At 73.0% G+C, this 20,854-nt stretch carries 15 protein-coding genes; 1 reads left to right on the top strand and 14 read right to left on the bottom strand.

Annotated features, from left to right (window positions below):
- Positions 1-12: 12 nt before the first annotated feature.
- From IEZ20_RS27375 to bldG, 9 genes are all read right to left on the bottom strand, one after another.
- Positions 13-1,218 (bottom strand): DNA polymerase III subunit delta', encoded by a 1,206-nt coding sequence (locus IEZ20_RS27375; protein WP_189303488.1) that lies wholly within the window; start codon positions 1,216-1,218, stop codon positions 13-15.
- Between the two features lie 305 nt (positions 1,219-1,523).
- Entirely contained in the window at positions 1,524-4,904 is a 3,381-nt protein-coding gene (gene tmk, locus IEZ20_RS27370; protein ID WP_189303486.1) for a dTMP kinase, read from the bottom strand.
- 364 nt (positions 4,905-5,268) lie between these two features.
- Positions 5,269-8,106, bottom strand: a complete 2,838-nt coding sequence (gene topA, locus IEZ20_RS27365) for a type I DNA topoisomerase (RefSeq protein WP_189303484.1) — start codon at positions 8,104-8,106, stop codon at positions 5,269-5,271.
- 257 nt (positions 8,107-8,363) lie between these two features.
- Positions 8,364-8,561 (bottom strand): hypothetical protein, encoded by a 198-nt coding sequence (locus tag IEZ20_RS27360; RefSeq protein ID WP_189303481.1) that lies wholly within the window; start codon positions 8,559-8,561, stop codon positions 8,364-8,366.
- 342 nt (positions 8,562-8,903) lie between these two features.
- On the bottom strand, positions 8,904-10,424 hold the full coding sequence (locus IEZ20_RS27355) for a DUF7059 domain-containing protein (protein ID WP_189303479.1): 1,521 nt from the start codon (positions 10,422-10,424) through the stop codon (positions 8,904-8,906).
- A 108-nt stretch (positions 10,425-10,532) separates the two neighbouring features.
- A complete protein-coding gene (locus IEZ20_RS27350) occupies positions 10,533-11,147 on the bottom strand; it encodes a small secreted protein (RefSeq protein ID WP_229896284.1) in 615 nt (204 codons plus the stop codon).
- A 266-nt stretch (positions 11,148-11,413) separates the two neighbouring features.
- Positions 11,414-13,819, bottom strand: coding sequence for a sodium-translocating pyrophosphatase (locus tag IEZ20_RS27345; RefSeq protein WP_189303475.1), 2,406 nt, complete (start codon positions 13,817-13,819; stop codon positions 11,414-11,416).
- A gap of 287 nt (positions 13,820-14,106) precedes the next feature.
- Positions 14,107-14,538 (bottom strand): ATP-binding protein, encoded by a 432-nt coding sequence (locus tag IEZ20_RS27340; RefSeq protein WP_189303473.1) that lies wholly within the window; start codon positions 14,536-14,538, stop codon positions 14,107-14,109.
- A gap of 181 nt (positions 14,539-14,719) precedes the next feature.
- Entirely contained in the window at positions 14,720-15,061 is a 342-nt protein-coding gene (bldG, locus tag IEZ20_RS27335; RefSeq protein WP_014674042.1) for an anti-sigma factor antagonist BldG, read from the bottom strand.
- A gap of 79 nt (positions 15,062-15,140) precedes the next feature.
- Here bldG and sftH point away from each other — a divergent pair, with 79 nt between their 5' ends.
- A complete protein-coding gene (sftH, locus tag IEZ20_RS27330) occupies positions 15,141-17,636 on the top strand; it encodes a DEAD/DEAH box helicase (RefSeq protein WP_189303471.1) in 2,496 nt (831 codons plus the stop codon).
- Between the two features lie 89 nt (positions 17,637-17,725).
- Here the strand turns inward: sftH and IEZ20_RS27325 are convergent, their stop codons facing one another.
- The 5 genes from IEZ20_RS27325 to IEZ20_RS27305 all read right to left on the bottom strand — a co-directional run bounded on the left by IEZ20_RS27325 (position 17,726) and on the right by IEZ20_RS27305 (position 20,674).
- Entirely contained in the window at positions 17,726-18,193 is a 468-nt protein-coding gene (locus IEZ20_RS27325) for an Rv3654c family TadE-like protein (RefSeq protein ID WP_373303977.1), read from the bottom strand.
- A complete protein-coding gene (locus tag IEZ20_RS27320) occupies positions 18,174-18,560 on the bottom strand; it encodes a TadE family type IV pilus minor pilin (RefSeq protein ID WP_229896283.1) in 387 nt (128 codons plus the stop codon). Before IEZ20_RS27320 ends, IEZ20_RS27325 begins: the two co-directional genes overlap by 20 nt.
- A gap of 22 nt (positions 18,561-18,582) precedes the next feature.
- Positions 18,583-18,783, bottom strand: a complete 201-nt coding sequence (locus IEZ20_RS27315) for a DUF4244 domain-containing protein (RefSeq protein ID WP_189303670.1) — start codon at positions 18,781-18,783, stop codon at positions 18,583-18,585.
- Positions 18,784-18,872: 89 nt separating this feature from the next.
- Positions 18,873-19,655, bottom strand: a complete 783-nt coding sequence (locus IEZ20_RS27310) for a type II secretion system F family protein (RefSeq protein ID WP_189303465.1) — start codon at positions 19,653-19,655, stop codon at positions 18,873-18,875.
- Between the two features lie 173 nt (positions 19,656-19,828).
- The gene (locus tag IEZ20_RS27305) at positions 19,829-20,674 is read right to left on the bottom strand and encodes a type II secretion system F family protein (RefSeq protein ID WP_189303668.1); all 846 of its coding nucleotides are present in this window, start codon (positions 20,672-20,674) and stop codon (positions 19,829-19,831) included.
- Between the last annotated feature and the right edge of the window lie 180 nt (positions 20,675-20,854).

The following is a 20,854-nucleotide window of genomic DNA, read 5'->3' as shown; positions in this document are numbered from 1 at the left end:
GCCGGCCTCGCCTCACCCCGCTCGCAGGGCCATCGTCATCGCCTCCACCGCCAGCAGCGGCGCCACATTCCGGTCCAGGGCCTCGCGGCACGCGGCGATCGCCTCGATGCGGCGGAGCGTGGACTCCGGGGTGCTGGCGCGGGCCAGCCTCTCCAGGGCGTCCTCGGCGTCGGCGTTCGCGATCGCCACGCGCGTGCCGAGTTGCAGGGCGAGGACGTCGCGGTAGAAGGCCGTGAGGTCGCCGAGGGCGACGTCCAGGCTGTCGCGCTGCGTACGGGTTTTGCGGCGCTTCTGCATGTCCTCCAGGTCCTTCATCACCCCCGCCGTACCGCGCGGCATCCGGCCGCCCTGGACCGCGCCGAGCGCCGCCTTCAGCTCCTCGGTCTCCTTGCCGTCCATCTCCTCGGCGAGCTGCTTGGCGTCCTCGGCAGCCGCGTCGACCAGTTCCTGGGCGGCCCGGAGACAGGCGCCGACCTCGTCCAGCCGCAGCGGCAGCTTCAGCACGGCGGCACGGCGCTCGCGGGCGGCCGGGTCGGTGGCCAGGCGGCGGGCCCGGTCGACATGGCCCTGAGTGGCCCGGGCGACCGAGGCGGCGACCTCCGGCTCGATGCCGTCACGCCGTACGAGCATGTCGGCGACCGCCTCGACGGAGGGCGTGCGCAGGTTCAGGTGGCGGCAGCGGGAGCGGATGGTCGGCAGGACGTCCTCGATGGAGGGGGCGCACAGCAGCCAGACCGTACGGGGGGCGGGCTCCTCCACCGCCTTGAGGACGGCGTTGGCCGACTTCTCGTTCAGCCGCTCGGCGTCCTCGACCAGGATGATCTGCCAGCGGCCGTTCGCCGGGGCGGTGAACGACTTGCGGACCGTGTCCCGCATGTCCTTGACCAGGATCTCGGCGCCGACCGCGGCGACCGTCGTGACGTCCGCGTGGGTGCCGAGCAGCGCGGTGTGGCAGCCGTCGCAGAAGCCGCAGCCGGGGGCGCCGCCGAGGGCGCGGTCGGGGCTCACGCACTGCAGGGCGGCGGCGAAGGCCCGCGCCGCCTGGTTCCGGCCCGCGCCGGGCGGGCCCGTGAACAGCCACGCGTGCGTCATCTTCGACGCCTCGGGCAGCGGTTCGGCCGCGGCAGCGGCCGTGACGAGGGCGTCGGCGTCCCGCGCGGCGGCGTCGAGCACCGCGCTCACCTTCTCCTGCCCGACGAGGTCGTCCCACACGCTCACGGGTCACGCCGCCCTTCCGTCACACTCCGCCTCACGCATCCATTGTGGGGGTGGGCACTGACAACGGGGGCGGTCGCGGAGGGGTGAGGGGCCGGGGGTGACCAAGCCGACGCTCCCCGGATCACCGGCGCGCGGCAACCCCTCCTCCACGCCGGCCCTCCCCGGTGCCCGCGCGCACCGGGGCCCGCGCGCACCGGGGCCCGCGCGCACCGGGGCCCGTCAACCGCGAGCACCGGTGCCCTTCCGCGGCGGCGCCCGGGCAGCCCGGTCCGCTCCCGCCCTCCCTCTCGGAAGGCACCCGCCGGTCAGCCTCGGCGGCCCCGGCCGCGGCCGCCGCCCTTGCGGCCCTGTTCCTCGCCGCCGGGCTGGTCGCCGTGCTCGCCCTCGTCGTACGAGCCCAGCAGCTCGTCGGCGAGTGTGGGCAGGTCGTCCAAGGGGGTCTCCTCGGCCCAGTCGGAGCGCGGCCGGCCGCGCGTGGTGCCGTCGGCGTCGATCCGGGGCATCTCACGTGTGCGGGGCTCGGAGCCGTCGGGGTCCGGGGCGGGCCGCTCGTCGCGGAAGAAGCCGGGCGGCACCCGGTCCGTCGGGGCGTCGCTCCGTACGGGTGGCAGGACGGCGGTCTCGTCGGCCGCGCCCGGGGCCACCGAGGGCAGCTCGGCCGTCTCGTCGACGGACACCGGCGGCAGCACGGCCGTCTCGTCCGCCGCGCCCGGCGGCACCGATGGCACCTGCGGCAGTACGGCGGTCTCGTCGGCCGGCCCGGAGGGCGCCGGTGGCTGCGGCAGCTCGGCGGTCATCTCGGAGTCGGCAGGACCACTCTCCGAGTCGGCAGGACCGCCGCGCTCCTCGCGCACGGGCCGCAGCACCCTCGTCTCGTCGTCCGTGCCCCGCGTGTCCGTGCCGCGCGCGGCCGCCTCGGGCGACACCACCGGCGTGGGGACCGTCGCCGCGTCGGGGACCACGCCCGGCGCCTTGGGCAGGGGGGCGCTGGGCCTGCGGGCCGCCGCGTCGGCTGCCGCCGCGGCCTCGGCGGCCTGCCGACGGGCCTCCTCGGCGCGCAGCAGCGCCTCCTCGGCCTTGCGCTGCGCCTCCAGACGCCGGGCCTCCTCCTCGGCACGCAACCGCGCCTGCCGGGCTTCTTCCTCGGCACGCAGCCGCGCCTGCCGCGCCTCCTCCTCGGCCCGCAGCCTGGCCTCCTCCTCGGCCTGCTTGCGGCGCCGCTCCTCCTCGGCCCTGCGACGGGCCTCCTCCTCGGCGCGTGCCTTCTCCTCGGCGAGCAGCCGCTGCCGCTCCTCCTCCGCGCGCCGGCGCGCTTCCTCGGCTCGCTGCCGGGCCTCCTCCGCCTGCCGTTCGGCCTCGCGCCGCTGCGCCTCCTCCAGCTCGCGGCGCTTGCGCTCCTCTTCCTCGGCGCGCAGGCGGGCGAGCTGCTCCTGGCGCTCGCGCTCCAGGCGCTCCTCCTCGGCCTTGCGGGCGGCCTCTTCCTCGGCCTTGCGGCGGGCCTCCTCCTCGGCCTTCCTGCGGGCTTCCTCCTGGGCCTTGATCTCGGCCTCGGAGAGCGGCAGCACGGTGTCCAGGCGGTGCCGGATCACGGTGGTGACGGCCTCGGGCTCCTGCCCTGCGTCCACGACCAGGTAGCGGCCGGGGTCGGAGGCGGCGAGCGTGAGGAAACCGGCCCGCACGCGCGCGTGGAACTCGGCCGGCTCCGACTCCAGCCGGTCCGGCGCCTCGGTGAACCGCTCGCGGGCGGTCTCCGGGGAGACGTCCAGCAGGACGGTGAGGTGCGGGACGAGCCCGTTGGTGGCCCAGCGGTTGATGCGGGCGATCTCGGTCGGGGACAGGTCTCGGCCGGCGCCCTGGTAGGCGACGGAGGAGTCGATGTACCGGTCGGAGATCACCACGGCGCCGCGCTCCAGGGCGGGGCGTACGACCGTGTCGACGTGCTCGGCGCGGTCGGCGGCGTACAGCAGCGCCTCCGCGCGGTGCGACAGGCCCGCCGAGGAGACGTCCAGCAGGATCGAGCGGAGCCGCTTGCCCACCGGGGTGGCGCCGGGCTCTCGGGTGAGCACGACCTCGTGGCCCTTGCCGCGGATCCACTCGGCGAGGGCCTCGGCCTGGGTGGACTTGCCGGCGCCGTCGCCGCCCTCCAGGGCGATGAAGAAGCCGCTGGCCGCCGGGGCGGTGACCGGGTCGTCGCCGCCGAGCAGGGCGTCCTTGAGGTCCTGGCGCAGCGGTACGCCGGAGCGGTCGTCGACCTTGGCGAGCACCAGCGCGGCCACCGGCAGGAGCAGCGCGCCGACGAGCATCAGGGTGAAGGCGGCACCGCCGTGCGCGAAGACGAACCTGCCGTTCTCCAGCCGGTGCGGGCCGATCAGCGCGGCGACCAGGGGCGCGATCAGAGCGCCGAGCGCTATGAAGACGCGGACCACCGCGTGCAGGTGCTCGGTGGTGCGTGCCCTGCGGTAGTCCTCGGTCTCCTGGTCGAGCAGGGTGTGCCCGGTGTTGGCGGCCACGCCCGCGGCGGCACCGGCCAGCGTGACGATCAGCAGGACCGTGGTGACGTCCGGAACCAGCCCGGCGGCCAGCAGCGCGATGCCGGTGACGGCGATCGCCAGGGCCAGGAGGCGGCGGCGGGAGAGCGAGGGCAGCAGCGCGGGGGCGGTACGGATACCGGCGACGACACCGCCGGTCAGGCCCAGCACCAGCAGGCCGTAGAGCACCGGGCCGCCGCCGAGGTCCTTGGCGTGCAGCACGCACACGGAGACGGCCGCGGCGATCGCGCCGGCGACTCCGGCGCAGGCCGGGACGAGCAGCGGGATGGCGCCCGTACGGCCCTTGTCGACGCCGGTTCCGGTACGCGGCCGGCGCAGGCCCTCCAGCGGGGACCGCGCGCGCGGGGTGCGCGTGTCGGGCAGTTCCAGGTAGGTCAGAACGGAGAGCGAGGCGGCGAAGAGGCCCGCCGCCACATACGACCCGAGGGCCGCCTGGTGCTGGTCGAACCAGGCCACGCCCGTGCCCAGCAGATTGTTCAGCAGGGCGGCGACGACCAGGGCGGCGGCTGCCAGCGGCACCGCCAGGAAGGTCGTCCGCAGCGACAGGCGGCGCAGCGCGTCCAGGTGGTCCGGAAGCGGTCGTACCGTCGCGCCCTCCGGGGGCGGGCCCGGCAGCAGGGCGGGGGCGGCGCTCTCGCGGCACACGGTCCACAGCCGCTCGGCGACGCCGGTGACGAAGGCGGTGACCAGCAGGACGGCGAGCGCGTTGTCCTGCGTCCAGTCGATCCACAGGGGCGCGACGATCAGCAGGGCGGCGCGCAGGCCGTCGGCGCCGACCATGGTCCAGCGGCGGTCGAGCGGGCCCTCCTGGGCGGTGAGCGAGGTCAGCGGGCCCAGGAGTACGGCGCCGAAGAGCAGCGCGGCGAGGATACGGGCCGCGAAGACGGTCGCCACTGCGAACGCCACGCCTCGGTACCCACCGCCGAAGGCACCCTCGGCTATGGCCGCCTGGAGGACCAGGAGGACCAGCACGAGGAGGGACAGGGTGTCGCCGACACCGCTCACCAGCTGCGCGCTCCACAGGCGCCTCAACTGCGGTCGGCGCAGCAGGGAACGGACGGCGCGCTCGCGGGAGTCCGCGACCAGGGCGTCGTCCGGTGCTGTGGTGTGGGCCGTTGGCTGCTCGGCTCGCGTCATGCGTTCAGCCTATCCGCAGCCGCTGACACCACACCTCGCGTGTCCGGCCGTCCGCCCGCCCGGGCACCGGACGATGCCGACCCGTTCGCTCGGCGAACCCGGAAAGACACCGACCGGACCTGAAAGACACCGACCGGACCTGGTGGGAAGGCCGGCGGCCTGGCGGGAAGACCACGGCCTCGATTCACCGGGCAGGCGGGCAGGGCGCCGCGACAGCCACGCCCCGGGCAGACGCCGGCCTCCGGCGTCACGGCCACCCGGCGAGGCCGTGGCCGCCACGACCCGATGCCAGTCCCCGCGCCGGACCCACTGTCGGTCGCCCGCGCCGGGCCCCGCCGTCAGTCCTCCGCGCCCGAAGCCGCCGTCAGTCCTCCGCGCCCGAAGCCGTCGCCTTGGAAGCCGTCGCCTTCTTCGCGGTGGTCTTCTTCGCCGTCGTCTTCTTCGCGGCAGCCGCCGTCGTCTTCTTCGCCGCCGTCTTCTTGGCGGCCGTCTTCTTCGCCGGGGCGGTCTTCTTCGCCGCCGCCTTCTTCGCGGTCTTCTTGGCCGGAGCCTTCGCCCGCTTCTCGGCGAGCAGCTCGAAGCCACGCTCCGGAGTGATCGTTTCGACGCTGTCGCCGGAGCGGAGGGTCGCGTTGGTCTCGCCGTCGGTGACGTACGGGCCGAAGCGGCCGTCCTTGACCACGACCGGCTTGCCGGAGACGGGGTCCTCGCCCAGCTCCTTCAGCGGCGGCTTGGCGGCGGCCCGGCCACGCTGCTTCGGCTGGGCGTAGATCGCCTGCGCCTCCTCCAGCGTGATCGTGAAGAGCTGGTCCTCGGACTGCAGCGAGCGCGAGTCCGTGCCCTTCTTCAGATAGGGGCCGTACCGGCCGTTCTGCGCGGTGATCTCCACGCCGTCGGCGTCGGTGCCGACGATCCGCGGCAGCGACATCAGCTTCAGCGCGTCGTCGAGCGTCACCGTGTCGAGTGACATCGACTTGAAGAGCGAGGCCGTCCGCGGCTTGACCGCGTTCTTGCCGGTCTTCGGAGTGCCCTCGGGGAGGATCTCCGTGACGTACGGGCCGTAGCGGCCGTCCTTGGCGACGATCGTGTGGCCGGTGGCCGGGTCGGTGCCCAGCTCGAAGTCGCCGCTGGGCTTGGCCAGCAGCTCCTCGGCCAGCTCGACGGTCAGCTCGTCCGGCGCCAGGTCGGCCGGGATGTCGGCGCGCTGGTGCTGCTCGGTGTCCTTCTCGCCGCGCTCGATGTACGGGCCGTAGCGGCCGACGCGCAGCACGATGTCGTTGCCGACCGGGAACGAGGACACCTCGCGCGCGTCGATCGCGCCCAGGTCGGTCACCAGCTCCTTGAGACCGCCGAGGTGGTCCCCGTCGCCGTTGCCCGCCTCGGCCGCGCTGCCGACGCCGTCGTGGCCCTCGCCGAAGTAGAACCGCTTCAGCCACGGCACGGCCTGGGCCTCGCCCGCGGCGATGCGGTCGAGGTCGTCCTCCATCTTGGCGGTGAAGTCGTAGTCGACGAGCCGCCCGAAGTGCTTCTCCAGGAGGTTGACCACGGCGAAGGAGAGGAAGGACGGCACGAGGGCCGTGCCCTTCTTGAAGACGTAGCCGCGGTCGAGGATCGTGCCGATGATCGACGCGTACGTCGACGGGCGGCCGATCTCGCGCTCTTCCAGCTCCTTGACCAGGCTGGCCTCGGTGTAGCGGGCCGGGGGCTTGGTGGCGTGGCCGTCGACCGTGATCTCCTCGGCGGACAGCGCGTCGCCCTCGGTGACCTGCGGCAGCCGGCGCTCACGGTCGTCCAGCTCGGCGTTCGGGTCGTCGGCACCCTCGACGTAGGCCTTCAGAAAGCCGTGGAAGGTGATCGTCTTGCCGGAGGCGCTGAACTCGACGTCCCGTCCGTCGGCGGCCGTACCACCGATCTTCACGGTCACGCTGTTGCCGGTCGCGTCCTTCATCTGGGAGGCGACGGTCCGCTTCCAGATCAGCTCGTACAGCTTGAACTGGTCGCCGGTCAGGCCGGTCTCCGCGGGCGTGCGGAAACGATCGCCCGAGGGGCGGATCGCCTCGTGGGCCTCCTGCGCGTTCTTGACCTTGGCGGCGTAGGTGCGCGGCTGCGGCGGCAGGTAGTCGGCGCCGTACAGCTGCGTGACCTGGGCGCGGGCCGCGGAGATCGCGGTCTCGCTCAGGGTCGTGGAGTCCGTACGCATGTACGTGATGTAGCCGTTCTCGTACAGCTTCTGGGCGACCTGCATGGTCGCCTTCGCGCCGAAGCCGAGCTTGCGGCTGGCCTCCTGCTGCAGCGTCGTCGTACGGAACGGGGCGTACGGCGAGCGCCGGTACGGCTTGGACTCGACGGACCGCACGGAGAAGCGGGTGTTCTCCAGGGCGGCGGCGAGGGCGCGGGCGGTCGCCTCGTCGAGGTGGAGGGTGTTCGCGCTCTTGAGTTGTCCGAGGGAGTCGAAGTCGCGGCCCTGCGCGACCCGCCTGCCGTCGACGGTCTGCAGGCGGGCGACCAGCGACGACGGGTCCGAGGGGTCTCCCGCGCGGCCGGTCGCGAAGGTGCCCGTCAGGTCCCAGTACTCAGCGGAACGAAAAGCCATGCGCTCACGTTCCCGCTCCACGACGAGTCGTGTGGCGACGGACTGCACGCGGCCGGCCGACAGCCGGGGCATGACCTTCTTCCACAGCACCGGGGAGACCTCGTAGCCGTAGAGGCGGTCGAGGATGCGGCGGGTCTCCTGGGCGTCGACCAGCTTCTGGTTGAGCTGGCGCGGGTTGGCGACGGCCTCGCGGATCGCGTCCTTGGTGATCTCGTGGAACACCATGCGCTTGACCGGGATCTTCGGCTTCAGGACCTCCTGGAGGTGCCAGGCGATCGCCTCGCCCTCCCGGTCCTCATCGGTGGCGAGGAAGAGCTCGTCGGACTCCTTCAGCAGGTCCTTGAGCTTCTTGACCTGGGCCTTCTTGTCGGCGTTGACCACATAGATCGGCTGGAAGTCATGGTCGACGTCCACACCGAGGCGACGGACCTCGCCGGTGTACTTCTCGGGCACCTCCGCGGCGCCGTTGGGAAGGTCGCGGATGTGCCCGACGCTCGCCTCGACGGTGTAGCCGGGGCCGAGGTAGCCCTTGATCGTCTTCGCCTTGGCAGGCGACTCGACGATGACGAGTCGGCGACCGCCTTGTGCGGTCTCGCTGGTCGGGGACAACTTCGCTCTTCTCTCCGGTCGACGCTGGGGCCTCCCCAGGCCTTGGTCCCGGGGTCGCGGCGTACTGCTGGCTCGTGTGACGCTGCGGAGTGTGACGCTACATCCCGCCCCCGTGTCAAACGGGAAAAGCCCACAACGGCCACTCGAACGGTAACCCGACTACCGCCATTCCTGCCGCCCGGACCGCCCGCCCCACCCCGCGCCCCTGTCCGGAGCGTGACGCTCCCCTTACCCCGCGGACATGGCGCCCGCCGGTCTCAGAGCCGGGTCAGGCAGTACACACCGAGGGCCAGTGCCAGCGTTCCGGCCGTGCTCGCGGACACCGCTGATGCGACACGACTCACACCGAGGGCGACCGGTTCCCGGCGCCGGAGACGGACCCCGGTCCAGGCCAGCAGACCGGCCCCGAACAGGGCGAACACCACTCCCGCGAAGATCGCCGGGCCACTCTCCACCGGCCGCCCACCCCTTCCCTGCCGTCAGCTCTCCCCAGCGCCGGGAGGGTGGCACGCGGGGGAGACGGGAGGGCGACTTCGGGGTGAACGGACGGCCCCCGTGAATTCGAACATGCGATCGGATGGGGGTGGGCGGGACGCGGTGCACATATTTTTCCGGCCGTTTTCCGAAAGGGACCCCGTGCCGGCCACGGCCGGCGCCGTCCCGGGTCCCGTGCCTCCGGCATACGATGGCGCCGACACCCCGCTCAGCAGATGAGCGCACCGCGCCTACGACGGCACGGGCACCCCGGGCACGGCACGGGACCGGCGCCGGCCCCGGGACCCCGCCGCGCGTCCCGCTCAGCGCACCGGCTCCAGGAAGCCCTGCTCCACCAGCAGCCGGATCTGCGCGGGCGTGCGGTCGCGCAGCAGCACCGGGTCCTCGCCGACGAGCTGCGCGATGGCGTCCAGGATGCGGCCCGCGCTCAGCGTGCCGTCGCACACGCCGGCGAAGCCGGCCCCGACCGTGTCCACCTTCGTCGCCCGGCGCATCCCGCGGTGCTGGCGCAGCACCACGTGCTCCGGGTCCTCGGCGCCGGGCAGCCCGACCTGCTCCTGGACCACCTCGGCGGCGAGCTTGAAGTGGCTGTCCAGCAGCGCCGCGTCGTCGTGCGTGCGGAGGTAGTCGAGCCGGTCGAAGTGCGCCCGGATCGTCTCCCCGAGCGGCTGCTCCACCGGGTGCGGCCACTCCTCCACGGTGACCACGGGTTCGGCGGACCCGGTCCTGCGCAGGGTGATCCAGCCGAAGCCGACCGCCTTGACCTTGCGCGCCTCGAACTCGTCGAGCCAGGCGTCGTACCGCGCCTGGTACTCCGCCGGGTCCCCGCGGTGGTCCCCGGCGTCCCTCAGCCACAGCTCGGCGTACTGCGTGACGTCCTGCACCTCGCGCTGCACGATCCAGGCGTCGCACCCGCGCGGTACCCATGACCTGAGCCTGTCCTGCCAGTCCTCCCCCGCCACGTGCTGCCAGTTCGCGAGGAACTGCGCGAACCCGCCCTCGTTCAGCCGTTCCCCCGCTTCCTGAACGAGCGAGCGGCACAGATCGTCCCCGCCCATGCCACCGTCCCGGTACGTCAGCCGGGCGCGCGGGGAGATCACGAACGGCGGGTTGGAGACGATCAGGTCGAAGGTCTCGTCGTCCCGGACCGGCGCGAACAGCGAGCCCTCGCGCAGGTCGGCGGCGGGCGCGCCGGAGAGCGCGAGCGTGAGCGCCGTGATGTGCAGCGCGCGCGGGTTGAGGTCGGTCGCCGTCACGCGTGTGGCGTGCTGCGACGCGTGCAGGGCCTGGATGCCGGAGCCGGTGCCGAGGTCGAGGGCGGAGGCGGCGGGCGTGCGGACGGTGATGCCGGCGAGGGTCGTCGAGGCGCCGCCGACGCCCAGCACGACGCCCTCCGCGCGCTGCCCGATGCCGCCGGCCCCGCCGACCGCGCAGCCGAGGTCGGAGACGATGAACCAGTCCTCGCCGCCGGGACCGCCGTACGGCCGTACGTCCACGGTGGCGGCCACCTCGTCGCCGCCCACGCGGGTGAGCCAGCCGGCCTCCACGGCCTCCTCGACCGGCAGCACGGCCGCCACGCGCGCGTGCGGCACCGGCTGCTGGAGCAGGAACAGCCGTACGAGCGTCTCCAGCGGCGTGTCGCCGCGGGTCACCCGGAGCGCGGGCACGGTCTCGCTGCGGGCCAGCGCCGCGTACGCGGCGGCGCCGAGCAGGTCGAGCAGCCCGTCGGCGGTGAAGGAGGCGGCGAGCAGCGCGTCCCTCAGACGCGCGGCGATGTCGGGCCGGTCGGGAGCGGGCAGGGGAGCGAGTCCGGAGTCAGTCACGCCCCCATTGTGGCCCGGGGCGGCTGCCCGGGGCCGACTGTGACTGCGCGCGCGGCGTCCGCCGACGTCAGCCCGCCGTGGCCGGACTGCGCGCGGCGTCCGCCGACGTCAGCCCGCGGCCGCCGGTGCCGGCGCGGACGCGGACGCGGAGGCGGCGACCTTGCAGCTGGGCTGCTTGGCCATGGCCTTCTTGACGTCCTCCTGCTCCAGCCGCTTCAGCGCCTGCGTGCCGCTGTCGCTCTGCTTGCCGATCTCCTTCGACTGGGCGGCGACCTCCTTGAGACCGCGGGCGAACTTGCCCTGGTTCTTAGTGTCGAGCCCGTCGACCTTCTTCTTCAGGTCGGCGTACGACGTGGCCAGGCCGGCGAGGTTCTTGGCCGCGTCCTTCTGCAGCTTGGCGCCACCGTCGACGCCGGGGGGCGCGCCGGCGGTGTCGAGCGCGTCCGCGAGCGCCTTGTAGCCGTCGGCCATGCCCTGGAAGGCGTCGGCGTACGTCTTCTGCGCGTTCTTGGGCGGCAGGTTGCTGTCCGTGGCGATGGCCGCTATCTCGGCGTTGGCCGAGCGGATCTTGGCGTTGGGGCCGGGCACCGCGTCGCACACCGTCTTGGCCCAGGACACCAGCTTGGGGTCGGGCCCCTCCTCACCGCTGCTGCCGCTGCATCCCGACACCGCCACTACCAGTACCGCACCGCCGGACAGTGCGGCCGCGAGCTTCTTGTTCACCGGATCGGTCCCTTCCATGGCTCTCGGCCCCCGGAATCTACACGGCGAACGCACCCCCTCCCCCTTCCGAAGGAACCGTAAGTCAGCTTTTGTGACTATTCGCACCATGGGAGAGAAGGCTCACGACACCGGCCCGTGACACCGGCTCACGACGGGACGGGCGCACACGGGACGGGCGGACACGGAGCGGCCACACACGGAGCGGGCGGGCGGCGCGTCAGCACGCGCCGCCCGCCCGCCCGTTGGCCAGGCCTTCTCGGCCGCGGTTACGAAACCACCGCGGCGTCCGGCGAGTTGGCGATCCGCTCGGCGCTCTCGTCGTCGCCGACGGCGATCCCGCGCCGCTTGGAGACGTACACGGCCACGACGATCACCAGGAGCGCGAGGACCGCGATACCGATCCGCACGCCGAGGTTCTTGTCGTCACCGTAGGAGAACTTGATCACCGCCGGTGCGATGAGCAGCGAGACCAGGTTCATGACCTTCAGCAGCGGGTTGATCGCCGGGCCGGCGGTGTCCTTGAAGGGGTCGCCGACCGTGTCGCCGATCACCGTGGCCGCGTGGGCCTCGCTGCCCTTGCCGCCGTGGTGGCCGTCCTCCACCAGCTTCTTGGCGTTGTCCCAGGCACCGCCGGAGTTGGCGAGGAACACCGCCATCAGCGTGCCCGCGCCGATCGCCCCGGCGAGGTAGGAGCCGAGCGCGCCGACGCCGAGCGTGAACCCGATGAAGATCGGCGCCATGACGGCGAGCAGACCGGGCGTGGCCAGCTCGCGCAGGGCGTCCCGGGTACAGATGTCGACGACCTTCCCGTACTCGGGCTTCTCGGTGTAGTCCATGATCCCGGGGTGCTCGCGGAACTGCCGCCGCACTTCGAACACCACCGAACCGGCCGACCGCGACACCGCGTTGATGGCCAGTCCGGAGAAGAGGAAGACGACCGCGGCGCCCGCGACCAGGCCGACGAGGTTGTTGGGCTGCGAGATGTCCAGCGACAGGCTGAGCGGCGATCCCGGTCCGGTCAGCTTCACGCCGACGTCGTGCACGTTGGTGGTGATCGCGTCGCGGTACGACCCGAAGAGCGCCGACGCGGCGAGGACGGCGGTGGCGATGGCGATGCCCTTGGTGATGGCCTTGGTGGTGTTGCCGACCGCGTCCAGGTTGGTGAGTACCTGCGCGCCCGCGCCCTGGACGTCACCGGACATCTCGGCGATGCCCTGGGCGTTGTCCGAGACCGGCCCGAAGGTGTCCATGGCGACGATCACCCCGACCGTGGTGAGCAGCCCGGTGCCGGCCAGGGCGACCGCGAACAGCGCCAGCATGATCGACGTACCGCCGAGCAGGAACGCGCCGTACACGCCGAGCCCGATCAGCAGCGCGGTGTAGACAGCCGACTCCAGGCCCACCGAGATGCCGGAGAGGACGACGGTGGCGGGACCGGTGAGGGAGGTCTTGCCGATGTCCCGCACCGGGCGGCGGTTGGTCTCGGTGAAGTAGCCGGTCAGCTGCTGGATGACGGCGGCGAGCAGGATGCCGATGGCCACCGCGACCAGCGCGAGGAGGCGCGGGTCGCCGTTCTTGCCCTTGATCGCGGCGTCGGTGACGCCGTCGAGGTCGGCGTACTTCGACGGCAGGTAGACGAAGACCGCGATCGCGACCAGCGCCAGGGAGATCACCGCGGAGATGAAGAAGCCGCGGTTGATCGCGGTCATGCCGCTGCGGTCGGCACGGCGCGGGGCGACCGCGAAGATGCCGATCATCGCCGTGATCACACCGATGGCGGGCACCAGCAGCGGAAAAGCCAGACCCGAGTCGCCGAAGGCGGCCTTGCCGAGGATCAGCGCGGCCACCAGGGTCACGGCGTACGACTCGAAGAGGTCGGCCGCCATGCCCGCGCAGTCGCCGACGTTGTCGCCCACGTTGTCGGCGATGGTCGCGGCATTGCGCGGGTCGTCCTCCGGAATGCCCTGTTCGACCTTGCCGACCAGGTCGGCGCCGACGTCGGCGGCCTTGGTGAAGATGCCGCCGCCCACCCGCATGAACATCGCGATCAGGGCGGCCCCGAGGCCGAAGCCCTCCAGCACCTTCGGTGCGTCCGCGGCGTACACCAGCACCACACAGGAGGCGCCCAGCAGGCCGAGCCCCACCGTGAACATGCCGACGACGCCGCCCGTGCGAAATGCGATCTTCATCGCGGTGTGCGAGACGGTGGTGAGATCCTTTTCCGGCTCGCCCTCCGCCGGTGTGGCTTCCCGGGCCGCCGCGGCGACCCGCACATTGCTGCGCACGGCGAGCCACATGCCGATATAGCCGGTGGCCGCCGAGAACGCCGCTCCGATCAGGAAGAACACCGAGCGGCCGGCTCGCTGATTCCAGTCGTCGGCGGGCAGCAGCATGAGCAGGAAGAAGACCACGACGGCGAATACGCCGAGCGTGCGCAGCTGCCGTGCGAGATACGCCTTGGCGCCTTCCTGGACCGCCTCGGCGATCCGTTTCATGCTGTCGGTTCCCTCGCCCGCTGCCAGTACCTGGCGCACCAGGATCCCCGCGACCACCAGAGCGGCCAGGGCGACGGCCGCGATGACGGCCACGATGATCCGGTTGTCGTCGGTCAGGACCGCGGCCGCGAGGGATGAGGGGTGACCCAACTGCTCTGGGGTAGAAAGCCCCGCCATTCGTCCTCCTTGACGCTTGGGCTGAGCTCAAGATGTGGACGGATTGTAGGTACCCGTGAGTGATCTAAACAGGGGACGGTAAACGGAATTGGCCTGCATGCACGGACAGCGAACCCGAAAGGGGTAATGCCTCAAAACCATTGACGCCCAGATGAATGCTTGATCAAATTATCGGGCTTTTGATCGTGAATTCCTTCACGAATTGGGGAAGGGGCTGGAAACAGGGTGCCAGGAACGCGACAGGGGCCCTGCTCAGGCAGGGCCCCTGTCGGGTCGTGCTAGGGGGGTCAGGCGAGTGCGGCTGCCGGCGGTGCGGTCGGCCAGGTCATGCGGATCAGGCCGCCGTTCTGCCCGGTGGTGACCTCCACGTCGTCGACGAGGCCGCTGATGACCGCGAGGCCCATCTCGTCCTCCTCGACGTCCGCGTCGCCGTCCTGCACTCCGGGCGTGTCGCCGCCCGGAGCGGCGTGCGGTGCCTCGTCGCCGACCTCGATGGAGAACTGTTTCTCCTCTTCGATCAACGCCACCTTCACCGGTGCCGTGACCCCGCTGATCTGGTGCAGTCCGACGGCACGGGAGCAGGCCTCGCCCACCGCCAGACGCACCTCGTCCAGGACGGCCTCGTCCACTCCGGCCCTGCGCGCCACCGCTGCCGCCACCAGCCGGGCGGTACGGACGTGCTCGGGCAGCGCGCTGAAGCGGAGTTCGACGGTGGCCATGCATCCCCCTCGCGACTACGGGCGTGCGGTCGGGGGCGGGGCGCAGAACGCCCGCACCCTCTGGTGTGTCTCTCTACCCCGGACCGGCGCGTCGGCACCGGCCCAGGACGGGACCGGCCGGCGTCCGGCCCCCGGCAGGGGCCCGACGCCGGCGACCGGTCCGGGATCGGTCGGTGGCCGATCAGTCGGTGGCCGCCACCGCTTCCTCGACCGTGGTGTGGATCGGGAACACCTTGGTGAGGCCGGTGATGCGGAAGATCTTGAGAATGCGCTCCTGGTTGCAGACCAGGCGCAGCGAGCCCTCGTGGGCGCGAACCCTCTTCAGGCCGCCGACCAGGACGCCGAGCCCGGTGGAGTCGAGGAAGTCCACGCCTTCCATGTCGACGACGAGGTGGAAATTCCCGTCGTTCACCAGCTCGACCAGCTGCTCGCGCAGCTTGGGCGCGGTATATACGTCGATTTCGCCACCGACCTCGACGACCGTACGATCGCCGACGGTACGGGTCGACAGGGACAGGTCCACGGATCCTCCAGCACCTTGCTATCGAGCGGTCGCCCTAGGGCACGCGGCTTGCGGCCCCCAGGACGCTTCGCCAGCCGCGATGGCATTCAATCACTTACGGGCGGGCGTGCACGACGCCTTGACTCCATTGTCCGTCACGCCAGTGACACACTCGGTGCCAATGGCCAAGAATCACCGATCCGATCGACCCCAGGCCCACGCGGCGTCCCGCCCGTCTCCGGGCACGGTCCTGGACCGGCTCGCCTCCGGGCCGAGCCGGGCTGCGCGCATCACTCATACGGAGCACTTGCCCCCGCGCGCGGGCCGCCATGCCGTCTGGCCTGACCGGATTCGCTCCGAAGTGATCGCGGCCGTGCACGACTGCGGCATCGAGCACCCCTGGGCGCACCAGGCGCTGGCCGCGGAGCACGCCCTGGACGGCGACTCGGTGGTCGTCGCCACCGGCACCGCCTCCGGCAAGTCCCTCGCCTATCTGATGCCCGTCCTGTCCACCCTTCTGGACGGTGCCGAGGCTCCGAACGGCCGCGGCGCCACCGCCCTCTACCTGGCCCCCACCAAGGCGCTCGCGGCGGACCAGTGCCGATCGGTGAAGGAACTTTCACAATCTCTCGGCACCGCGGTACGCCCAGCCGTGTACGACGGCGACACCCCGTTCGAGGAACGCGAGTGGATCCGCCAGTACGCCAACTACGTCCTCACCAACCCCGACATGCTGCACCGCGGGATACTCCCCTCCCACCCGCGCTGGTCCTCCTTCCTGAAGTCCCTCCGCTACGTCGTCATCGACGAGTGCCACACCTACCGGGGCGTCTTCGGCTCCCACGTCGCCCAGGTGCTGCGCCGCCTGCGCCGCCTGTGCGCCCGCTACGGCTCCTCCCCCGTGTTCCTGCTGGCCTCGGCGACCGCCGCCGAGCCCGCGGTCGCCGCCCGCCGGCTGACCGGGCTGCCGGTCGTGGAGGTCGCCGACGACGCGTCCCCCCGCGGCGAGCTGGTCTTCGCCCTCTGGGAGCCCCCGCTCACCGAACTGCAGGGCGAGAAGGGCGCCCCCGTACGGCGTACCGCCACCGCCGAGACCGCCGACCTGCTGACCGACCTGACCGTGCAGGGCGTGCGCTCGGTCGCCTTCGTCCGCTCCCGGCGCGGCGCCGAACTCATCTCGGTGATCGCCCAGGAGCGACTCGCCGAGGTCGACCGCTCCCTGGCCCGGCGTGTCGCGGCCTACCGCGGCGGCTACCTCCCCGAAGAGCGCCGCGCCCTGGAACGCGCCCTGCACTCCGGCGAACTCCTCGGCCTCGCCGCCACGACGGCCCTGGAGCTGGGCGTGGACGTCTCGGGCCTGGACGCGGTGGTCATCGCCGGCTACCCGGGCACACGCGCCTCCCTGTGGCAGCAGGCGGGCCGCGCGGGCCGCTCCGGCCAGGGCGCCCTCGCGGTCCTCGTCGCCCGCGACGACCCGCTGGACACCTTCCTCGTCCATCATCCCGAGGCCTTGTTCGACCAACCGGTGGAATCGACCGTCCTCGACCCCGACAACCCCTACGTCCTCGCCCCGCACCTGTGCGCCGCCGCCGCGGAGCTGCCGCTGACCGAGGAGGACCTGGACCTCTTCGGCCCCGCCTGCGCGGACGTGCTGCCGCAGCTGGAGGCCGCGAAGCTGCTGCGCCGCCGTACGAAGGCCTGGCACTGGACCCGCCGGGAGCGGGCCGCCGACCTCACCGACATCCGCGGTGCCGGCGGCCGTCCGGTGCAGGTCGTCGAGGCCGACACGGGCCGCCTGCTCGGCACCGTCGACGCGGGCGCCGCGCACTCCACGGTCCACGAGGGCGCCGTCCACCTGCACCAGGGCCGCACCTACCTGGTGCGCGACCTCGATCTGGAGGACTCCGTCGCCCTGGTCGAACAGGCCGACCCGCCCTACTCGACGGTCGCCCGCGACACCACGGCGATCTCCGTCCTGGAGACCGACACCGAGATCCCCTGGGGCGCCGGCCGCCTCTGCTACGGCTCCGTCGAGGTCACCAACCAGGTGGTCTCCTACCTCCGCAGACGCCTGATCACCGGCGAGGTGCTGGGCGAGACGAAACTCGACCTCCCTCCTCGTACGCTGCGCACCCGCGCGGTGTGGTGGACGGTCACCGAGGACCAGCTGGACGAGGCCCGGATCACCCCGGAGATCCTCGGCGGCTCCCTGCACGCGGCCGAGCACGCCTCCATCGGCATGCTGCCCCTCTTCGCGACCTGCGACCGCTGGGACATCGGCGGCGTCTCGGTCCCCCTGCACCCCGACACCCTCCTGCCCACGGTCTTCGTCTACGACGGCCACCCCGGCGGTGCGGGCTTCGCCGAGCGCGCCTTCCACACCGCCCGCGCCTGGCTCACCGCCACCCGCGAGGCCATCGCCTCCTGCGAGTGCGACTCCGGCTGCCCGTCCTGCATCCAGTCCCCCAAGTGCGGCAACGGCAACGACCCCCTGCACAAGAGGGGCGCGGTACGACTCCTCACGGCACTGCTGCGGGGGGCGCCGGAGGAGAAGCCGTCCGGGGACGCGGAGGGGGAACCGGAGGGGGACGGGTAAGGCGGGAGGGCGGGGAGCGGATCCGGAGGGGTGAGACCGGGGCGGGCATCCGGAGCGTGTGTGTGGAGAGAGCGGGTGAGGAAGTCCGCTCAGGGTCCTGGTTGCTCGCCTCCTCCCGGCACCGGGACGGCAGGCGCCGAGGGTACGGCGGCCGGCGGTACGAACCCCGTCCCGTCCGGCCCGCCAGGCGGTACCGGTCCCGCCGGACCCGCTCTCGCCCTGACCTCCGCCGTGAACGGCGCCCGCCCCGCGGCCGCCGTCACGTCCGAGGTGTCGCCCTCGATCGCGCACCGCACCAACCGCACCCCCTGTTCCGCCGCCAGCCGCCCGGCCCAGGCACAGGCCGCCGTGCCGCCCTCGGCCCAGTGGTCCGCCGCCGCGAGCGCGGCCAGATCGGCGCCACCGGCCGCCCGGTGCCGTACGACGACGGCCTGCCCGAGAGCGAGCACGGCACCGAACACCACGCACAGCACGGCGATCAGCCCCAGACTCCAGACAGTGGCGGACCCCCGGTCGAGGTCCTGCCGCCGCAATCCCTCACGAACCCAGCCCCACACCCTCACGCACCCCTCCCGACCCCTCCACGGCCTCCCCGGCCTCCTCGTCCGCCACCGACTCCTCGGCCAGTGCCACAGCCTCCTCCCGCACCTCGAACGGCAACCCGCTCAGCAGCGGCGGCCTGGCCACCACCGTCACCCGGACCCGGTCGCCCTCGCGTGCGACGGTCACCCGTGCTCCGCGCGGTGCCGTTTCCCGGGTCACCGTGACCACCACGTCGGCCGGGTCCTGACGGGCCGCGGCCCGGGCGCCCGCGCGGGCCGCGTCCACGCACCTGATCTGTGCCGCCGCCACGAGCAGCACCCCAACCAGCGCCATCGTGAACGCCACCAGCACGGACAGCACCATGGCCGCCTCCGCGGTCACGAACCCGCGGTCTCCGCCCCGCTCACATCCGCGCACTGAGGGCCCGCTTCACGATGGCCTGCAACTCCGCTTGGATCTGACCGCTGTTGACGACCTTGTAGAGCACCAGCGCGAACGCCACGGCCGCGATGATCCCCATGGCGTACTCCGACGTCACCATTCCGGTGTCCTGCCGGCACGCCCCGCGCAACCGGACCGCCACTTCCCTGATCTTGCTGAACATTTCAACCCCCGTGAGGTTCTGGTCTGTCGTCGACTTCTTCGGCACTCGCCTGATGTCCCTCCGCACGCCCACGTCCGCTCCCGCCCGCCTCACCTCCCGCCCATCAGCCCGCCTGCCAGCCCGATCACGACGGGCAGCACCCCGACCGCGATGAACGCGGGCAGGAAGCAGAGGCCGACCGGCGCGGAGATCAGTACCGCCGCCCGGCGCGCCCGTACCGTCGCCGTACGCGCCCACTCCGCGCGCGCGTCCGACGCGAGACGGGTGACCGGGCCGGCAGCGGGCAGCCCGGACTCGTCGGCCCGCTCCAGCAGCCGTGCGAGCAGGCCCGCGCCGGGCAGCGCGGCCAAATTCCGCCAGGCGTCCGCTGGTTCACCGCCGAGCCGGACCTCCGCCGCACCCCGTACCAGCGCCTGTCCGACGGGTCCGCCGAGGGCCTCCCCGACCGCCTGGGCGGCGATCACCGGACCGGCACCCGCCGTGGTGCAGGCGGCCAGCAGGTCGGCGGCGAGCGGCAGTTGGCGCGCGGCCTCGGCGGTGTCGATCGCCTCTTCCCGGCCGGCCTGCGAGGTCTGACGGCCCCGCCACCGTGCGAGCACGACACCGACGCCCAGCCCCAGTACCACCCCGGCGACTCCGCCGACCAGCACCCACACGCCGCACCCCGCGGCGAACGGAGGCAGCAACCGCCGCACCACTCCCGGGATCACCAACGGATTCACGCGCGCGGGCGCTTCGCGTCCCATCAGCTCCGCCACCCGGCGCCGCGCCCGCCGTCGCCGCCGCGCCACATCCAGCCGCCCGGCACCCCAGCCGAGGGTCAGCACAACGGCCGCCGTCATCCCCAGCCTGTGGACGACCTCCCCGCTCATACCGCCCGCTCCTTTCCCCGCCGTCCGGGCATCCGGACCGCTCTGCTCATCGCGCCCACCTCGCTCGCACCGCCTCCACGCCCACTCCGCCTCGTACCGCCTCCGCAGCCACCTCGCCTCACACCACCTCCGCACCCACCTCACGCCTCCCATCACCCCGCACCCACCTCGCCTCACACCGCCTCCGCCCGCCGCACGATCCGCACCGCCCACCACGTCCCGACCGTCTCGAACACCGCCCCGGCCGTCAGGCAGCCGAGGCCGGCTCCGGTGTGGAGCAGGACCCGCAGCGGGTCCGCGCCCAGGGCCGTGCCGAGGAGCAGGCCGAGGACGGGCAGTGCGGCGAGCAGCACCGCGGTGGCGCGGGCGCCCGACAACTGGGCGCGCAGGTCGGCCCGCTGGTCGCGCTCGGCACGCAGGGCCCCGTCCAGCCGGTCCAGGCCGGCGGCGAGTCCGGCGCCCTGGTCCACAGCCACCCGCCAGCAGGCGGCGAGTCCGAGCAGGCCCTCGGCGCCCGGCTGCCGTGCCGCCGCGGCGAGCGCGCCGGGCACGTCTCCGCCGAACCGGGCCGCCGCCACCACAGCGGCCTGCGCGTCACCGAGTCCGCCGGAATCCCGCGCGGCCCTCAGCAGTGCCTCCCCGGGCTGCCGTCCCGCCCTCACCTCTCCGGCGAGCGCCCCACACAGGGCGATCACCGCGTCCGCCCGCCGCTCCCGGGCCAGCCGGGCCTGCCGCGCCAGCCGCACCCGGCGGAGCAGCGGCACCCCGGCCGCCCCCGCGACGGCCGGAATCACCGAGGCGCCCAGCAGGGCGACCACCAGTCCGGCGACGAATGCCCACCACTCGGCTCCCCACCGGCCGCACCGCAGCCGCAGTTGCGCGAGGGCCTGCTCCCAGGCGGGCGGCCCGGTCGCCACCACCCCACCGCCGGCCATCAGCAGCCGCGCCCGCCGCATCCCGTAGTGCCGCCCGCCCTGCATCCAGACCAGCGCACCGAGACAGACCAACGCGGCCCCCATGGACGTCTCACCGATCACTTCGGCCACCTCTCCCGTCACTCCCCGACCTCACTCCGAACCTCAAGCCCGAACCTCACCGCCGACTGCACTCGGGCCCTCACCACGGACTCCGTTCCGGCCCACACCGGCGACCCCGCACCGGCCCGCACGGCGCACCCCCCGGCCCACACAGCGCACTCC

The sequence above is a fragment of the Streptomyces cinerochromogenes genome (assembly GCF_014648635.1).
In the GTDB taxonomy this organism is placed as follows: domain Bacteria; phylum Actinomycetota; class Actinomycetes; order Streptomycetales; family Streptomycetaceae; genus Streptomyces; species Streptomyces cinerochromogenes.
Note: the sequence above shows the minus strand (reverse complement) of the source record. Positions and strands in the feature narration are given on the sequence as shown.

Coding starts and splice junctions, on each gene's coding strand:
- IEZ20_RS27310 (WP_189303465.1), bottom strand. CDS start 19,655: ATGAGCGGGGAGGTCGTCCACAGGCTGGGGATGACGGCGGCCGTTGTG.
- tmk (WP_189303486.1), bottom strand. CDS start 4,904: ATGACGCGAGCCGAGCAGCCAACGGCCCACACCACAGCACCGGACGAC.
- IEZ20_RS27315 (WP_189303670.1), bottom strand. CDS start 18,783: ATGTTCAGCAAGATCAGGGAAGTGGCGGTCCGGTTGCGCGGGGCGTGC.
- IEZ20_RS27305 (WP_189303668.1), bottom strand. CDS start 20,674: ATGGGGGCCGCGTTGGTCTGTCTCGGTGCGCTGGTCTGGATGCAGGGC.
- sftH (WP_189303471.1), top strand. CDS start 15,141: ATGGCATTCAATCACTTACGGGCGGGCGTGCACGACGCCTTGACTCCA.
- IEZ20_RS27345 (WP_189303475.1), bottom strand. CDS start 13,819: ATGGCGGGGCTTTCTACCCCAGAGCAGTTGGGTCACCCCTCATCCCTC.
- IEZ20_RS27340 (WP_189303473.1), bottom strand. CDS start 14,538: ATGGCCACCGTCGAACTCCGCTTCAGCGCGCTGCCCGAGCACGTCCGT.